The sequence below is a fragment of the Micrococcus sp. Mcc89 genome, from assembly GCF_024519795.1.
GTDB classification, from domain to species: domain Bacteria; phylum Actinomycetota; class Actinomycetes; order Actinomycetales; family Micrococcaceae; genus Micrococcus; species Micrococcus luteus.
Genome location: NZ_JALJRI010000026.1, coordinates 1 through 15,374 on the forward strand (window position 1 = coordinate 1; position 15,374 = coordinate 15,374).

The following is a 15,374-nucleotide window of genomic DNA, read 5'->3' on the forward strand; positions in this document are numbered from 1 at the left end:
CGTCTCATCTCAGTCCGGCCCTCGTGCCAAGAACCTCATGACCCACAACACCTAGCCCGTGTCAGTCCTCGTCCGCGCGCGGGGCCGAGGCCGCCGGCAGCGAGGTGGCCACGACGCCGCGGGAGACGAGGTCCGCGGCCCGGCGGCAAGCACGGCTGCGACGGGCGTCCCCGGGGACGTTGGCCAGCTGGTCCAGCACGTCGATGACCTGCCGCGCCCAGCGGACGAAGTCGCCCGCGGCGAGGTCCGCGCCCTCGAGGGTGCGGCGCAGGGTGGCCCCCCGCACCCAGCGATGCATGGGCGCCACCAGCCCGGGGTCCGTCCGGGGCGTGGGCTCGAGCCGTGCCTGGGCCTCGTCCGTGCGCAGGCGCTCCTCGATGCGCTCGGCGGCCTCCGCGACGCGCGCGAGCCGCGGGGTCGGCATCGGGACCAGTCCGGGCTCGGCCTCCCCCCTGCCCTGGTACACGAGCAGCGCGGCGACGGCGGCCCACTCCTCCGGCGTCAAGCCGTCCGTGGCCGGATCCTGCAGCACCAGCGAGGTGAACAGGTCCCGCTCGCCGTAGATCCGGCGCAGGGCCTCGCCGCGCTCCGTGAGCGCCGCGCGGGGCGAGGACGCGTCCTCCTGGACGTAGCCGTAGGCGCGCAGCAGACCGACGACGCGGTCGAACGTGCGGGCGATGGTGTTGGTGCGGCCCGCGATGCGCTCCCGCAGGACGGAGACCTCCCGCCGCATGGCCCACCAGCGGTCGCCCCAGCGGGCGTGCTCCTCGCGGTCCTGGCAGCCGTGGCACGGGTGGCGGCGCAGTGCCCGGCGCAGCTCCTCGACCCGGGGCGCGGCCGGGTCCTCCCGGAGGCGGAAGCCCGCCGTGCGGCGGCCTCCGGCGGGCGGGCGGCCCGTGCGCACGGCCTCGCGCATGAGCGCGGCGACGTCCTTGCGCTGCGCGGGCGTCTTCACCTGCACCACCTGGGGCAGGGCGGCGCCGGCCACCGGCTCGACCGGCCCGGCGACGTCGTCCACCGTGATGCGGCGCAGCTGCGCCTTGTCCGTCACGACGCCGACGCGCGGGTTCTGGGGGTTGCCGGCGGGGAACACGACGACGGCCCGCCCGAGCGCGCGGCCGGCGTCGAGTTCGACGACGTCCCCGACCGCGAGGTTCGCGAGCGAGTCCTTCACGGCGGCCAGGTGGGCCCGACGGCGCCCCTGCGAGCCGGACTTCTCCGCGGCCGCGAGCTCCTTGCGCAGGGTGAGGTATTCGGCGAAGTCCCCGAGATGACACTGCATGGCCTCCTCGTACTTCTCGAGGCTGGCCTGCTTCGAGCGGACTTCGCGGGCCAGCCCCACCACGGAGCGGTCCGCCTGGAACTGGGCGAACGAGGACTCGAGGATGCCCCGCGCCCGCTCCGCGCCGACCTGCGCCAGCAGGTTCGCGGACATGTTGTAGGTGGGCCGGAACGAGGAGCGTAGCGGGTAGGTGCGGCGCGAGGCCAGGCCCGCGACGGCGGCCGGGTCCAGCCCGGGACGCCACATCACCACGGCGTGGCCCTCGACGTCGATGCCGCGGCGGCCCGCCCGGCCCGTCAGCTGGGTGTACTCCCCCGGCGTGATGTCGACGTGGTTCTCGCCGTTGAACTTGACCAGCTTCTCGATCACGACGGAGCGGGCCGGCATGTTGATGCCGAGGGCGAGGGTCTCCGTGGCGAACACGGCCTTGAGCGCGCCGGCGGCGAACAGGTCCTCGACGGCCTCCTTGAACGGGGGCAGCATGCCGGCGTGGTGGGCCGCGAAGCCCCGGGACAGGCCGTCCCGCCACGCCCAGAACCCGAGGATCTCCAGGTCCTCGACGGGCAGCAGACGCGCCGCCTCCTCGACCCGCTCGGCCACGAGCGCCTTCTCCCGCGCCGTGGTGAGGTCGAGCCCGGCCCGCAGGCACTGCTCCACCGCGGCGTCGCAGCCGGTCCGGGAGAAGATGAAGGTGATGCACGGCAGCAGCCCGTCGCGGTCCAGGGCCCGGATCATCTCCGGGCGCGACGTGGACAGCCGCGGTCCGCGCCGCTGGCCGCCGTCGTGACCGCCCGGCCGACCGGAGACCGGCCGCTCCCGGTCCAGCGCGGAGGAGCCGGTCCGGCCCCGGCCGCCGTCGCGACCCGTGCGCCGGCCGCCCCTGGCCCGCCCCTTCGGGACGCCCCCGCGCCCGTCGCGGTGCTGCTGCCACCCGGGCCGACCCCAATCGGCGCGCTGGAACCGGCGCTCGGCCTCCTCCCCCAGGCGTTTGAGCTCGGGGTTGAGCAGGGCCTCCCCGTCCCGGTCCGCGGTGTCCTCGAAGGCGATGTCCTCGGCGAACAGGTCGTAGAGCCGGCCCCCGGCCATGACGTGCTGCCACAGCGGCACCGGCCGGTGTTCGGAGACGATCACGGTGGTGGCGCCCCGGACCGTGTCGAGCCAGGCGCCGAACTCCTCGGCGTTGGACACCGTGGCGGACAGGGAGATCAGCTGCACGTGCTCGGGCAGGTGGATGATGACCTCCTCCCACACCGGGCCCCGGAACCGGTCGGCGAGGTAATGGACCTCGTCCATGACGACGAAGCCGAGGTCGATGAGGGTGTCCGACTGCGCGTACAGCATGTTGCGCAGCACCTCGGTGGTCATCACGACGACGGGCGCGTCCGGGTTGACGGAGGTGTCCCCCGTGAGCAGGCCGACGTTCTCCGCGCCGTGCACGCGGGCGAGGTCCGCGTGCTTCTGGTTGCTGAGAGCCTTGATGGGGGTGGTGTAGAACGCCTTCGTGCCGCGGGCCAGGGCCAGGTGGACGGCGAACTCGCCGACCACCGTCTTGCCGGCGCCGGTGGGCGCCGCGACGAGGACGCCGTGGCCGTCCTCGACCTCGGCGCACGCGCGGCGCTGGAAGTCGTCGAGGGGGAAGCCCACGCGTGCGGCGAACCGGCCGAGCTCGGAGCCGGCATGGTGCCGGGCCGCCCGGGCACGGGCGTAGCGCTCCGCCGGGCTCAGCTCGGGTTCGTCGTGCGGGGTCGCGGACGCGGGATGGTGGGCCATGGCCCCACCCTACTGGCGGGTCCGGACGCCGTCGTGGTCGTGCGTCCGGGCGGGAGGGCCGCCGCGTACGACGCTCAGATCTGATCGAGCGGCTTCGGGCCTTCGGCGAGCTCCGCCTCGACGTCCACCTCGCGCTGCCCCGAGCGGCGGTCACGACGACGGTCCCCCCACAGGCACAGGACGATGGCCACGCCGAAGAGGACGACGAGCGGGATCGCCATGTAGAACATGGAGATGGCGTCCGCACCGGGGGCGGCGATCGCGGCGATCAGCATGATCACGAAGACGGTGATGCGCCAGTGGTGGACGATCGTGCGGCCCGGCAGGATGCCGAGCATGTTCAGTCCCACCAGCAGCACCGGCAGGACCATGGCCACGCCGAACGCGAGGTAGAGACGCGTGACGAAGCTGATGTACACCGACGCCGTCGGGAGGTTCGCGCCGCCCTCGGGAGTGAAGCCCACGAAGAACTGGACGGCCTGCGGCATCACGAGCCACCCCAGCGCGATGCCGAAGATGAACAGGGGCACGGCCGCGGCGATGAAGCCCAGGGCGTACTTCTTCTCGGCCTTCTTCAGACCCGGCACGATGAATGCCCAGATCTGGTAGAGCCAGACCGGGCTGGACAGGATGAGCCCGATGAACATGCTGACCTTGAGCATGAGGTCGAACGGCGAGGCCACCGTGTCATAGGCGACGGCCGCCGTGTGTCCCTGGCTGGCGATCTCCTTGACCGGGCGGAACAGCTCCGCCATGACCGGCTGGTAGACGAGGAAGCCGATCACCATGCCGACCGCGACGGCGAGCGCCGACTTCAGCAGTCGGTTACGCAGCTCCGTGAGGTGCTCGCGCAGCGGCATCTCGCCGGTGGGGTTGTCCCGCCGCTTCCGGCGGCGCCGGGTGCGGCGGGCGACCTCGTCGAGCTCGGTCATCGGGTGGGGGTCCTTCCGGCTCAGCGCGGGTCGCGCGGGTCGGTCTCGTCACGCTCGACGACGCGACCCTCGACCGGCTCGTCCGCGGCGGTGGAGCCGGCGCCGGAGCGCTCGTCCGTCGTGCCCTTGCCCTCGGTGCGCATCTGCTTCACCTCGGAGGAGAAGATGCGCATCGACTGGCCGAGGTTGCGGGCCATCGCGGGCAGCTTCGGGGCCGCGAAGAGCAGGATCGCGAGCAGGATGATGATGACGAGCTGCCAGCCCTGGAGTCCAGCCATGATGAAGGGTCCTTTCGATGGGGTTCCGGGGTCCAGGCTACCGCGCCGGCAGGGCCGCCAGGGCATCGCCCAGCGCGTCCGCCACGGACGCCCGGAGGTCGGCGGGGGCCAGCACCTGGACGGCGCCGCCGTGGCGTCCGACCAGCGCGGCGGCCACGGCGGCGTCGGTCAGATGCACCCGGGTGAGGCGGTCGCCGTCGGGCAGGTCGGCCTGGGCGTCCGGGCGGTAGCCGGCGGCCGCGTCGCGGACGGGATGGGCCCAGCGCAGCAGCACGGGCACCCCCGCGGCGTCGTCGGGATGGACCCGCCAGCGCGCGGGCCGGGCCCGGGGCGCGAACGTCTCCCCCGTGGGTGCGGGCGCGCTGATCCGGTCCACCCGGAACACCCGGTGGTCCTCGGCGCGACGGCACCACGCCTGCAGGTAGAGGCGCGCCCCGTCCTGCACCAGGGCCAGCGGCTCCACGTCCCGCTCGGTGAGGGCATCGGCATGCACGGAGCGGTAGGTCAGGTGGACGACGGCCCGCTCCGCCACGGCGGCCAGCAGGGTGCGCACCGTCGCGGGGTCCACGGCCACGTCCCAGTGGGCGGCGACGGCGACCGGGGGCTCGCCGGCGGTGTGCGCCTCGGCCTCCTGGAGGGCGGCGTCGTCCGCGTCGTCCGCGTCCGGGGCCCCCGCGTCCAGGACCGCGGCGCGGATCCGGCGCTGGGCGGAGCGGGCGGCCTCGCGGTCGGCGTCGTCCAGCACCGGCAGGTCCGCGACCGTCTGCAGGGCGGCGACGAGGCTGTGCGCCTCGGGGCGCGTCAGCCGCACGGGACCGGCCAGGTCGGCGGCGCGCTCCACGTGGACGCGGCCGGCCACCTCCGCCACCTCGAACTGGAAGCCCGGGAAGTCGCGCTCGGGCATGCCGCAGTAGCGCAGCGTCTCGAGGTCGGCGTCGAGGTGCTCGTCGGTGATGCCGAGGCGGGCGCGCAGCTCCGCCCGGTCCACCCCACCGGCCCGGTTGGCCAGCCCCACGATGTCCAGCAGGCGGCCCACGAGGTCCTCGCTCGAGTCGCGGGCGCGGCGCCGGACGGGCGCGGCGAGCGCCACCTCGAGCAGGGCCGGGTCGGCGGGGCCGGCGTGGGCCTCCGCCGCGGCGGACAGGCCCGCGCGGACGCGGTCGGTCAGGTCCGGGTGCGCGGCGGAGGGCACGGCCCGGCCCAGCAGGCCGCCGATCTCGGCGGCGAGGCCGTCCTCGCGCGGTCCGGCGGGGGCCTCCCAGAGCTCCCAGTCGGGTCCCGGCGCGGCGCCGTCCTCGGCGCGGGGCTCGGCGGGCTCACCGACCGCGCGGACGCCCTGGCCCCGGCCGGGCGCGAGCCACACCCGGACCCGCTCGGCGTCGGCCTGTCCGGCCAGGCGCGCCACGAGGCCGGCGTGGTCGTGGTCCTCGGGACGGCCGGGGGCGTCCGTCGCCCGCTCGACGCGGCGCGGCTCCCCCTCCATCCGGGTGAGCCGGAAGCTGCGCTCGGCGCCGCGGTCGAGGTCCCAGCCGGTGAGGTACCAGCGGCCGCGCACGAGGGTGAGGAACCAGGCCCGCACGGTGCGCCGGGTGGCCCGCCCCCGCGCGTCGCGGTAGGGGAAGCGCAGCACGGCCTCGTCGGCCACGGCCTGGGTGAGGGCCTCGAGCCGGGGGTCGGCCCGGGGCATGAGGGTGTGGTACCCGGCCAGCTCGTCGTCGCCCGTGAGGTCGGTGGCCGGCTGGAACAGCAGGCCCACGGCGCGGACGACGTCGGCGCGCAGCGGCGAGTCGCCCCACAGGCGCCGCGCCCGCACGAGGGCGCGGCGCTCGTCCACGGTGAGGTCGAGGTCGCGCAGCAGCAGCGCGTCGCGGACGACGCGGTGCCGCACCCCCGCCTCGCCCTCGTCGAAGCCCGCGGGTTCGAGGGTCTCCAGCGGGACCCCCACGGCGCGCAGCACGCGGCGGTCCCGCTGGAAGAGCTTCTCGAAGGCGGTGTCCGTGAGCCCCTCATAGCCGACGACCTGCCGTCGGATCCGGTCACGCTCGAGGCCATGCGGCGCCGAGAGCAGCAGCCACAGCAGCGAGATGATGCGCTCGGCGGCCTCGTCGCCGGCGCGCCGTGGGGCGGGTGGGGTCACGGGGCCCGGGGTCAGTCGACCGAGACGAGGTCGCAGACGAAGATGAGCGTCTCGTTCGGCCCGATCGCGGAGCCGGCGCCGCGGGCGCCGTAGCCCAGGTGCGGCGGGATCTCGAGGCGGCGGCGGCCGCCGACCTTCATGCCGAGCAGGCCCTGGTCCCAGCCGGCGATGACCTGGCCGACGCCGACGGTCAGGGGCAGCGGGGTGCCGCGGTTCCACGAGGCGTCGAACTCCTCGCCGGTGGACCAGGCCACGCCCACGTAGTGGACCTGCACGCGGGAGCCGGCCTCGACAGCCGGGCCGGAGCCCTCGATCAGGTCCTCCACCACGAGCTCGGTGGGCGGGGTCTCGCCCGGGAAGTCGATCTCGGGCTTGGTGCGGTCGTAGTCGCGCTGTCCGAAGGACACGGTGCTCTCCTCTTGGGTACTCGTGGACTTGGGTACTCGTGGACGGGGTCAGTTCGCCGACGGGGTCAGTTCGCCGACGGGGTGGCGGACGCCTGGGCGTCCAGGATGTCCACCACGAACAGCAGGGGCTCGTTCTCGCCGATGGCCGGCGGGCTGCCCTGCTCACCGTAGGCCTTCTCGGCCGGGATCGACAGGAGGACGCGCGAGCCCACCTTCTGGCCGGCCAGACCCTCCTTCCAGCCCTCGATGACCCGGTTGAGGGAGAACGTGATGGCCTGGCCCGTCTCCCAGGACGAGTCGAAGACCTCGCCGTCGGACCACGTCACGCCCTCGTACTGCACGGTCACGGTGTCGTCCGCGCCGACCTCGCGGCCCTCGCCCTCGATCAGGGGCTGGACCACCAGCTCCTGGGGCGCCTCGCCGTCGGGCTTCGCGATGCTCGGCCGGCCGCTCTGCTCGTCCACGGTGACGTCGGGCAGGCGCTCGTCCCGCTCGGTCACCTCCTCGCCCTCGGCCTGCTTCGGCAGGATGGCGTCGATCTTGTAGACGAACAGCTGGGCGGGCTGCGTCTGGGTGGAGGGGGAGGCGCTCGGCGACGCGCTCTCGGTCTGCGGGACGGGGACGTCGTACTCGGGGCTGTACGCGGCGACGATCGTGCCGGCACCGCTGCCCACCAGCATCTCGTGGATCTCCGGGTTCATGGACTTGAGCTGGTCGTCCACGGGCACGGCCTCCGGTTCGCCGCTGAAGTTCTCGGCGACCACCTCGCCGCTGGCCGGATCGACGACGGCGATCGACATCTTCAGGACGTCGCCCTCCTGCACCTGATCCCCCTCGCCGGCGGTCAGCACCCGCGTGGTGGGCTGGTCGGTGTCGATCTCCCCGTCGATCTCGACCGTCGGCGCCCCGCCGTCGCCCTCCGTGAAGGTGACACCCGTCAGGGCGTCCGGCTCCCCCTGGCCCTCGCCGACGGCCGCCCGCTCGGGGGCGGCCGACGTGGAGGCCGACGCGGTGTCGCTGTGGGGCTGGTCCGCGCCGTCGTCGCCGGTGGCGCAGGCGGTGGCCAGCACCAGGCCCGCGGCGCCGAGGGACAGCAGCGGCAGCAGGCGGCGACGGCGGCGGGCCGCCAGGGGCTGGGGGGTCTCGAACGAACTCATGCGTGTCACCCTAATGGCGCGTCCTGGACGTCCGCTGTCAGGCGATCCGCCCGAAAAGCCGGTCGACGGCGGCCGACGACGTGTCGAACGGGTCCTTCGTCACGATCGCGTGCAGCGGATGGTCGGTGAGCTTCAGGGTCGTCCAGTCGACGGCGTAGTCCAGGCCGTGCTCCCGGGCACGGGCCACGAAGTCCGCGCGCACACGGGCCCGGGTGGTGGGCGGGGCGGTCTCCACGGCGGACCGGGCGGCGTCCTCGGGCAGCAGGCGCGCGACGGCGCCGCGCCGCAGCAGCAGGCGGAACAGCCCCCGGTCGGGGTCGATGTCGTGGAAGGCCAGGTCCAGCTGGGCGAGACGGGGTGAGCCCCAGTCCAGGTCGTGGCGGGCCCGGTAGTCCTCCAGCAGGCGCAGCTTGATCGCCCAGTCGATGCGGTCCTCGATGCGGGACCGGTCACCGGTGCGGACGGCGTCGAGCACCTCGCCCCACAGGGTGAGGACCTCCCCCACCCGGTCGTGGTGGGCACCCTCCGCGGCGACGAAGGCGCGGGCCCGCTCGAGGTAGTGCTCCTGCAGCTCGAGGGCGGAGGCCTCCCCCTCCCGGAGCGCGATGCGGGCCGTGCCGGTGAGGTCGTGGGAGATCTGCCGCACCGCACGGGTGGGGTGGGCGACGACGCGGTCCCCGAGCGGGAAGCCCGCCTCGATCATCCGCAGCAGCAGGTCGGTGGCGCCGAAGCGCAGCAGGTGGGTGTGCTCGGAGAGGTTCGTGTCCCCCACGATCACGTGGAGGCGCCGGTACTCGGAGGCGTCCGCGTGCGGCTCGTCCCGCGTGTTGATGATCGGCCGGGACCGCGTGGTGGAGGAGGACACGCCGTCCTGCACGAAGTCGGCGCGCTGGGAGAACGCGAAGTGGGCCGGGCCCTCGCCCTCGGGCCACGTGCCGGCGGGCACGACGCGGCCCGCGCCCACGAGGATCTGCCGGGAGACGAGGAACGGGACGAGCGCCTCGGTGAGCCGCCGGTACTCGGTGCGCCGGCGCAGCAGGTAGTTCTCGTGGGAGCCGTAGGAGCTGCCCGAGGAGTCGGCGTTGTTGCGGTAGAGGTGGATCCGGCCGCCGACCCCGTCCGCGGCCATGCGCTCCTCGGCCTGGACCACGAGGTCGTGCAGCAGCAGGTCCCCCGCCCCGTCCGAGGCGATGAGCTCGTCGAGCGTCGAGCACTCGGCGGTCGCGTACTCGGGGTGGGAGCCGACGTCGAGATAGAGCCGGGAGCCGTTGGCCACGAACACGTTCGAGGACCGCCCCCACTCGACGACGGGCCGGAAGAGGTAGCGGACGACCTCTTCGGGGCTGAGCGGGCGCCCCTGCGGGTTCCAGTGCTGGACGCCGTACTCCGTCTCCAGGCCGAAGATCCGGCGGGCGCGGTCCGCGTCGGTCACTGGCCGCCCTTCTGGACGAAGCCCTTGACGAACTCCTCGGCGTTGGACTCCAGCACCGAGTCGATCTCGTCCAGCAGGCTGTCCAGGCGCTGGTCCTGGGCCGCGGGCTTCACGTGCGCCTGGCCCGCCGCGGCGCCGGTCTCGTCGTCGCCGCCGGACGGGCGTGGGCGGATCTGCTCCTGGGACATGGTGGCCTCCTCGTGCGTCGACGCGGGTCGGTGTGCTCCGTCCGCGTCCACCCATCCTGCCCCACGCGCGGGCCACGTTTCAGCCCCACGCCCCCGGGTTGCCCCGCGCTGGCAGGATGGGGGCATGCGCCTGTGGACCCTTCACCCCCGCCACCTCGACCGTCAGGGCCTGACGGGCGCCTGGCGCGAGGCCCTGCTCGCGCAGGCCGTCCTGGCCGGCCGCACGCGCGGGTATCGGGACCACCCGCAGCTGCTGAGGTTCCGGGAGCACCCGGACCCGTCCGGCGCGATCGGTGCGTTCCTCTCCGGCCTCGAGGCCGAGGCCACGGCGCGCGGCTATCGCTTCGACCACTCCCGGATCGACCGGCCGTGCCCCGCCCCCGACGGCGCGGTGCGCATCCCGCCCGCCGGTCTCGCACCGATCCCGGCCACCACGGGCCAGCGCGACCTGGAGTGGCGTCACCTGTGCGCCAAGCTGGCCGCGCGCAGCCCCGCCTGGCTCGAACGGTGGTCGGACACGCCCGTCCCCGACGTGCACCCGCTGTTCACGATCGTCCCGGGGCCGGTCGCCTCCTGGGAGCGCGCCTGAGGGCGGGCCGCGGTCGGGCCCGGTCTGGCACCGTGGGGGCATGATCCGCGACGAGAGCATCGAGAGCTATCTGGGGCGCCTCGCCTCCGGCGAGCCCACCCCCGGCGGCGGCGCGACGGGCGCGCTCGCGGTCGCCGAGGGCGCCGGACTGCTGGCCATGGCGGCCCGGTTCAGCGCGGCCGAGGAGGACGCCCGGGCATCGGAGGGCCTGATCGCGGCGTGCCTCGGCCTCGCCGACGGCGACGAGCGGGGCTTCGGCGCCGTGGCCGAGGCGTTCGGGCTGCCCCGCGACACCCCGGAGGACCGGGCCCGGCGCTCGGCCGCGATCCAGGCCGCCCTGGCCGAGGCCGTCCAGCCGCCCCGCGGGATCGTCGACGTCGCCGAGCGTGCGCTGGACCTGGCCGAGCGTGTGCTGGACGCGGCGAACCCGAACGTGCTCTCCGACGTCGGTGCGGCGCTCGGCTGCGTCCGGGGCGGCCTCACCGCCGCCGCGGTCACCCTCGAGACCAACCTGGGCCCCCTCCGCGACGAGGGCCTGGAGGGCGTCCTGCGCACCGACGTCGACCGGGCGGACCGTCTCGTCGCGCGGGCGGACGCCCTGCTGGGCCGCGTGCGCGCGGCCGTCGCGGGCTGAGCGCCCGCCCTCGCCTCAGGCCCGCGCGCCGAACAGCGGCGGCAGCGTGGCCACGAGCGCCTCGTCGTCGGGCCGGGGCGCGGCGGCGTCCTCCCACCAGCCGGGCAGGTCGACGGCGGCGCCGACCAGCGGCTCGGCCAGGTGCAGCCGGTGCACCCGCTCCCCCGCCCCGCGCAGCAGCAGGGTCTCCCACGCGGCGCCGGCCACGCGGTCACCGTGGCGGCCCACGAGGTTGCCGCGGGTCCACGCGCGGGTGGCCCGCGGCGGCGTGGCGACGGCGGCACGGATCTCCGCCTCGTCGGCGAGCGTCCGGAGGGCGCCGGCGGCCACGAGGCGGCGGTGCAGGGAGCGGGCCGGGCGCAGGTCGGCGTACTGCAGGTCCACCATCGCGAGGCGGGGGTCGGTCCAGTCCGCGCCCGTGCGGGCCCGCAGGCCCTCGAGGACGCGCAGCTTGGCCGCCCAATCGGCGCGGTCGCTCAGGGACAGCGGATCCGCGGTGGCGTCGTCGAGGTCGATGGCCCAGGCCTCCAGCACCTCGCGCGTCTGCGGATCCGTCACCCCGAAGGCGGCGCAGTGGGCGCGGGCCGCGTCCAGGTAGGACCGCAGGATCTGCAGCCCGGTCCAGTGCCGGCGCACGGGGCCGTCCGCGGTGCGTTCGAGCAGCGGCACCGTGGCCCGCAGACCCGGGTCGTGGCTGATCGTCTGCAACGCGGCCACCGGGTCGTCCAGGGTGAGCCGGGGCGCCGTCCCGGCCTCGGCCATCGCGAGGACGAGCGCGGTCATGCCCATCCGCAGCCACGTGGCGTGCTGGCTCAGCGTCGCGTCGCCGATGATCACGTGGAGTCTGCGGTAGGCCTCGGGGCGGGCGTGCGGCTCGTCCCGCGTGTTGACGATCGGCCGGTGGATCGTGGTCTCCAGGCCCACGGGCTCCTCGAAGTAGTCCGCCCGCTGGGACAGCTGGAAGCCCGGCCGCTCCCCCGCCGGGCCGAGGCCCACGCGGCCCGCGCCCACGAGCACCTGCCGCGCCGCGAAGAACGGCAGCAGGACGGCGGTGAGCTCCTCGAAGTCGAGGGACCGGGCCACGAGGTAGTTCTCGTGCGCGCCGTAGGACTGACCCTTGCCGTCCACGTTGTTCTTGTAGACCAGCACCTCCGGGGCGCCCTCGGCCTGGCCGATGTGCTCGGCCGCCGCCTGCGCGACCAGGTCCCCGGCGGCGTCCCACACCATGGCGTCCCGCGGGGTGGTCGTCTCCGGCGACGAGTACTCCGGGTGGGCGTGGTCCACGTACCAGCGCGCGCCGTTGGCCAGCACGGTGGACAGCAGCAGGTGCACGGGCTCCCCGTCCGGGCCCACGAGCGCCTCGTCGGTCAGCTGCGAGGGGTGCGCCGCCGAACGCGGCAGCCGCCAGCCGCGGGCGTCCACGAGCGGCGACTCCCCCGTGTAGTCCCACTCCGTGCCGGCCACCGCCGAGCCGGACCGGGTGACCAGGTCCGCGTACGCGTTCACGAGCTCGACCGAGAGCACGCTGTGGTGCGCCCCCGGGTTGGCCGGCGCGTGGATGCCGAACTCGGTCTCCGTGCCCATCACGCGGTGCACGCCCCAGCCGGCGGCGTCCCGCCCGTTCGGGGGCACGGCCGCGCCGTGGAACAGCCGGCGCTGGCCCTCGAAGGCGGGGGTCGGGCCGACGTCGACGGCGGCGACCCGGGCGAAGCCGTCCGCGGCCCCGCGGCCGAACGCGCTCATGCCTCGACCCCCCGGACCATGCGCAGCGAGCGCAGCCGAGGACCGCGCCAGCCGGAGGTGCGCGCCCACTCGGCGGGCGCGACCGTGGCCAGCAGGTCCGTCTGGTCCTCCATCACCGCGGCCACGGCCTCGCGCAGGTGGCCCTCGCGGACGCCGAGCGCGGCCGGGGCCTGGCCGGCGGCGAGGTAGTCGCGCACCGCGTGCCGCTTGGCGCGGTCCACGACGTCGGCCACCACGGCGCCCGAGACGAGGTCGGCCAGGTGCAGGGCGTGGGTCGTGCCGGACACGTCCGTCAGCTCCGCCAGCGCAGTGTCCGCGCCGCGGTCGTAGAGGGCGGCGACCGTCCGGGCGATGAGCGTCGCGCGGGCCGCGTCCGCCGAGCCGGCCGCGGCGACGTCGTCGGCGTGCAGGGGCACGTCCGCGGTGAGGTGCTTGGCCATGATCTCCGCGGCGCCGGCGGCGTCGGGACGGTCCACGCGGATCTTCACGTCCAGTCGGCCGGGGCGGAGCACGGCCGGGTCGATCATGTCCTCGCGGTTGGAGGCGCCGATGACGATCACGTTCTCGAGGGCCTCGACGCCGTCGATCTCGGTGAGCAGCTGCGGGACGATCGTGGTCTCCACGTCCGAGGAGACGCCGGAGCCGCGCGTGCGGAACAGCGACTCCATCTCGTCGAAGAAGATGACCACGGGGAAGCCGGCGTCGGCCTTCTCGCGGGCCCGGTCGAAGATGACGCGGATCTGCCGCTCGGTCTCGCCCACGTACTTGTTCAGCAGCTCGGGTCCCTTGACGTTGAGGAAGAACGAGCGCTCGCCGTCCGCGCTGCGGGCCGAGAGGGCGTTGGCCACGGCCTTGGCGAGCATGGTCTTGCCGGTGCCGGGCGGGCCGTACAGCATGATCCCCTTGGGGGCGCGCAGGCCGTGCTCGCGGTAGACCTCGGGGTGCAGGAACGGGATCTCGACGGCCTCGCGGATCCGGTCGATCTGCGGGCCGAGGCCGCCGATGTCCTCGAATGTGACGTCCGGGACCTCTTCCAGCAGCACCTCGTCCACCTCGGACAGCTCGACCCGCCGCAGCGCCCATTCGACGCGGGCGTCCACGGTGACGGCGTCCCCGTGGCGCAGGTCGACGCCCTCCAGCGCGGGCGCGCGCCGCACCACGCGCTCCTCGTCCGCCGTGCCGGCCAGGACGAGGCCGCCGTCGGGCAGCGCCTCCTTGACGCGCAGCAGCTGACCCGACCCCGTGCCCGGGGCGACGCCGACGATCGAGCTGGACTCGTCCAGCAGCACCTGGGCGCCGGGGGTGAGGCGGGCGGCGTCGAGCAGCGGGGAGACCGTCACGCGCAGCCGTCGGCCGTTCTGCACGACGTCCGCTCCCCCGCGCACCACGGCGCCGGTCTCCACGCCCTCCTCGGGATCGCGCGGGGCGTGGACGGCCTCGAGGGTGGCGAAGGTGAACGGCGGATGCGTGACGGCGTCCAGGTTCTCCTTGAGCGTCGTGATCTCGGCGCGCGTGGCCTCGAGCAGCTCGACCATGCGCCGGTTGTTGCGGGCGGTCGTCTGCGTCTGGGCCTCGGCGGCCCGACGGCGTTCGCTCAGGCCGGCGGCGTGCCGCTGGGCGGACTGCAGCTGGTGCCGCAGCCGTTCGGCCTCGGCCTGGGACTGCCGCAGCAGCTCCCGCGCCTCGGCGAGGCGCTGCTCGGCGTGCTCCGTGCCTGATTGCGCGTGGTGGTCCACCGGTGCTCCGTCCACTCAGTCCTGCTCCCCGGTCGGGGTCCTCCCACCGTACGCGTCCACGCCCTGCTCGGCGGCGCGTGACCGCGCGGCCATGAGGCGGGCCTCCTTCGCCGCCTTGCGCGCCTTCTTGTCCGTGACCGGCCGTTCGCCGAGGGCCTCGGGCGTCCACCGGGCCTCGTCGGCCGGCTGCCAGGCCTCGACGTCCTCGGCCTTGAACTCGGAGACCTTGGAGCGCTTCTTCAGGCGCAGCGCCTCCTCGCCCGAGGCCAGGCGGCGGGCCGTGAGGAGGAAGCCGGTGTGCGCGACCATGCGGTGGTCGGGGCGCACGGCGAGCCCGTCCAGGTGCCAGCCGCGCACGAGGGTCTCGTTGGCCTCGACCTGCGTGAAGCGGCCCGAGTCCCGGATGGCCTCGGCCACGCGGGAGAGCTGGGTGGCGGTGGCCACGTAGTTCAGCCACACACCGCCGGGGGCCAGGACCTCGGCGACGGTGTCGAGGCATTCCCAGGGGGCCAGCATGTCCAGGACCACCCGGTCCACGGAGCCCGGCTCGTGGACCTTGGGCATCTCCTCCTGCGCGTCGCCGAGGTGCACCGACCAGGCGGGGTGCTCGGCGCCGAAGAAGGCCTCCACATTGGCCCGGGCGACGTCCGCGAACTCCGGGCGGCGCTCGTAGGAGTGCAGGCGACCGTGGTCGCCCACGGCGCGCAGCAGGGACATGGACAGGGCGCCGGAGCCCACGCCGGCCTCGACCACGACGGCGCCCGGGAAGATGTCCGCCTGCTGCACGATCTGCGCCGCGTCCTTCGGGTAGACCACCGTGGCGCCGCGGGGCATGGACAGGACGAAGTCGTTCAGCAGGGGGCGCAGCACCTGGTACGGCTGGCCGGCCGAGTTCTCGACCACGACGCCCTCGAAGCCGCCGATCAGGTCGTCGTGCCGCAGCACGCCCTGGTAGCTGTGGAACTCCCCGCCGGGCAGCAGGGTGATCGTGTTGAGGCGGCCCTTCGCGTCCTTGATCTGCACGCGCTGGCCGGCCCGCAGGGGGCCGCGGCGCGCGCTCACGCCGGTGGGTTCGGTCATGGGGGGCTC

General features: G+C 74.9%; 13 protein-coding genes. 2 read left to right on the forward strand and 11 right to left on the reverse strand.

Going from position 1 to position 15,374, the window contains the following annotated elements; genetic code table 11:
* Positions 1-61 precede the first annotated feature (61 nt).
* The 8 genes from NR072_RS02970 to NR072_RS03005 all read right to left on the reverse strand — a co-directional run bounded on the left by NR072_RS02970 (position 62) and on the right by NR072_RS03005 (position 9,583).
* Positions 62-3,052: an RNA helicase gene (locus NR072_RS02970; protein ID WP_256836087.1), complete on the reverse strand. Its 2,991-nt coding sequence runs from the start codon at positions 3,050-3,052 to the stop codon at positions 62-64.
* 74 nt (positions 3,053-3,126) lie between these two features.
* The gene (gene tatC / locus NR072_RS02975) at positions 3,127-3,984 is read right to left on the reverse strand and encodes a twin-arginine translocase subunit TatC (protein WP_206452469.1); all 858 of its coding nucleotides are present in this window, start codon (positions 3,982-3,984) and stop codon (positions 3,127-3,129) included.
* Between the two features lie 20 nt (positions 3,985-4,004).
* Positions 4,005-4,262 (reverse strand): twin-arginine translocase TatA/TatE family subunit, encoded by a 258-nt coding sequence (locus NR072_RS02980; RefSeq protein ID WP_002855080.1) that lies wholly within the window; start codon positions 4,260-4,262, stop codon positions 4,005-4,007.
* Positions 4,263-4,299: 37 nt separating this feature from the next.
* Positions 4,300-6,399, reverse strand: coding sequence for a WYL domain-containing protein (locus tag NR072_RS02985; RefSeq protein ID WP_256836088.1), 2,100 nt, complete (start codon positions 6,397-6,399; stop codon positions 4,300-4,302).
* Positions 6,400-6,410: 11 nt separating this feature from the next.
* Positions 6,411-6,806 carry an FKBP-type peptidyl-prolyl cis-trans isomerase gene (locus tag NR072_RS02990; protein ID WP_010078659.1) on the reverse strand — a complete coding sequence of 132 codons (396 nt, stop codon included), beginning with the start codon at positions 6,804-6,806 and terminating at the stop codon, positions 6,411-6,413.
* Between the two features lie 65 nt (positions 6,807-6,871).
* On the reverse strand, positions 6,872-7,963 hold the full coding sequence (locus NR072_RS02995) for an FKBP-type peptidyl-prolyl cis-trans isomerase (protein WP_256836089.1): 1,092 nt from the start codon (positions 7,961-7,963) through the stop codon (positions 6,872-6,874).
* Positions 7,964-8,000: 37 nt separating this feature from the next.
* A complete protein-coding gene (pafA, locus tag NR072_RS03000) occupies positions 8,001-9,395 on the reverse strand; it encodes a Pup--protein ligase (protein ID WP_256836090.1) in 1,395 nt (464 codons plus the stop codon).
* Positions 9,392-9,583 carry a ubiquitin-like protein Pup gene (locus tag NR072_RS03005; RefSeq protein ID WP_036336876.1) on the reverse strand — a complete coding sequence of 64 codons (192 nt, stop codon included), beginning with the start codon at positions 9,581-9,583 and terminating at the stop codon, positions 9,392-9,394. The genes pafA and NR072_RS03005 overlap by 4 nt, the downstream gene beginning before the upstream one ends.
* Before the next feature lie 124 nt (positions 9,584-9,707).
* Between NR072_RS03005 and NR072_RS03010 the strand changes: the two genes are divergently transcribed.
* Both NR072_RS03010 and NR072_RS03015 read left to right on the forward strand, forming a co-directional pair.
* Positions 9,708-10,172 (forward strand): pyrimidine dimer DNA glycosylase/endonuclease V, encoded by a 465-nt coding sequence (locus NR072_RS03010; RefSeq protein WP_036336875.1) that lies wholly within the window; start codon positions 9,708-9,710, stop codon positions 10,170-10,172.
* 40 nt (positions 10,173-10,212) lie between these two features.
* Complete coding sequence (locus NR072_RS03015; RefSeq protein WP_073116889.1) at positions 10,213-10,806, forward strand: cyclodeaminase/cyclohydrolase family protein; 594 nt, start codon at positions 10,213-10,215, stop codon at positions 10,804-10,806.
* A gap of 15 nt (positions 10,807-10,821) precedes the next feature.
* On the opposite strand, the gene dop is transcribed toward NR072_RS03015, so the two are convergent.
* The 3 genes from dop to NR072_RS03030 are packed head-to-tail and all read right to left on the reverse strand — an operon-like array spanning position 10,822 to position 15,365.
* Complete coding sequence (dop, locus tag NR072_RS03020) at positions 10,822-12,549, reverse strand: depupylase/deamidase Dop (RefSeq protein WP_122054335.1); 1,728 nt, start codon at positions 12,547-12,549, stop codon at positions 10,822-10,824.
* A complete protein-coding gene (gene arc / locus NR072_RS03025) occupies positions 12,546-14,300 on the reverse strand; it encodes a proteasome ATPase (protein WP_256836091.1) in 1,755 nt (584 codons plus the stop codon). Before arc ends, dop begins: the two co-directional genes overlap by 4 nt.
* Entirely contained in the window at positions 14,301-15,365 is a 1,065-nt protein-coding gene (locus NR072_RS03030; protein ID WP_122054331.1) for a tRNA (adenine-N1)-methyltransferase, read from the reverse strand.
* Positions 15,366-15,374: the final 9 nt, after the last annotated feature.

Excerpts from the sequence above, each read along its gene's own strand:
- tatC (WP_206452469.1), bottom strand. The coding sequence starts at position 3,984 with ATGACCGAGCTCGACGAGGTCGCCCGCCGCACCCGGCGCCGCCGGAAG.
- NR072_RS03030 (WP_122054331.1), bottom strand. The coding sequence starts at position 15,365 with ATGACCGAACCCACCGGCGTGAGCGCGCGCCGCGGCCCCCTGCGGGCC.
- NR072_RS02970 (WP_256836087.1), bottom strand. The coding sequence starts at position 3,052 with ATGGCCCACCATCCCGCGTCCGCGACCCCGCACGACGAACCCGAGCTG.
- NR072_RS02980 (WP_002855080.1), bottom strand. The coding sequence starts at position 4,262 with ATGGCTGGACTCCAGGGCTGGCAGCTCGTCATCATCATCCTGCTCGCG.
- NR072_RS03005 (WP_036336876.1), bottom strand. The coding sequence starts at position 9,583 with ATGTCCCAGGAGCAGATCCGCCCACGCCCGTCCGGCGGCGACGACGAG.
- dop (WP_122054335.1), bottom strand. The coding sequence starts at position 12,549 with ATGAGCGCGTTCGGCCGCGGGGCCGCGGACGGCTTCGCCCGGGTCGCC.
- NR072_RS03010 (WP_036336875.1), top strand. The coding sequence starts at position 9,708 with ATGCGCCTGTGGACCCTTCACCCCCGCCACCTCGACCGTCAGGGCCTG.
- NR072_RS02995 (WP_256836089.1), bottom strand. The coding sequence starts at position 7,963 with ATGAGTTCGTTCGAGACCCCCCAGCCCCTGGCGGCCCGCCGCCGTCGC.
- NR072_RS03015 (WP_073116889.1), top strand. The coding sequence starts at position 10,213 with ATGATCCGCGACGAGAGCATCGAGAGCTATCTGGGGCGCCTCGCCTCC.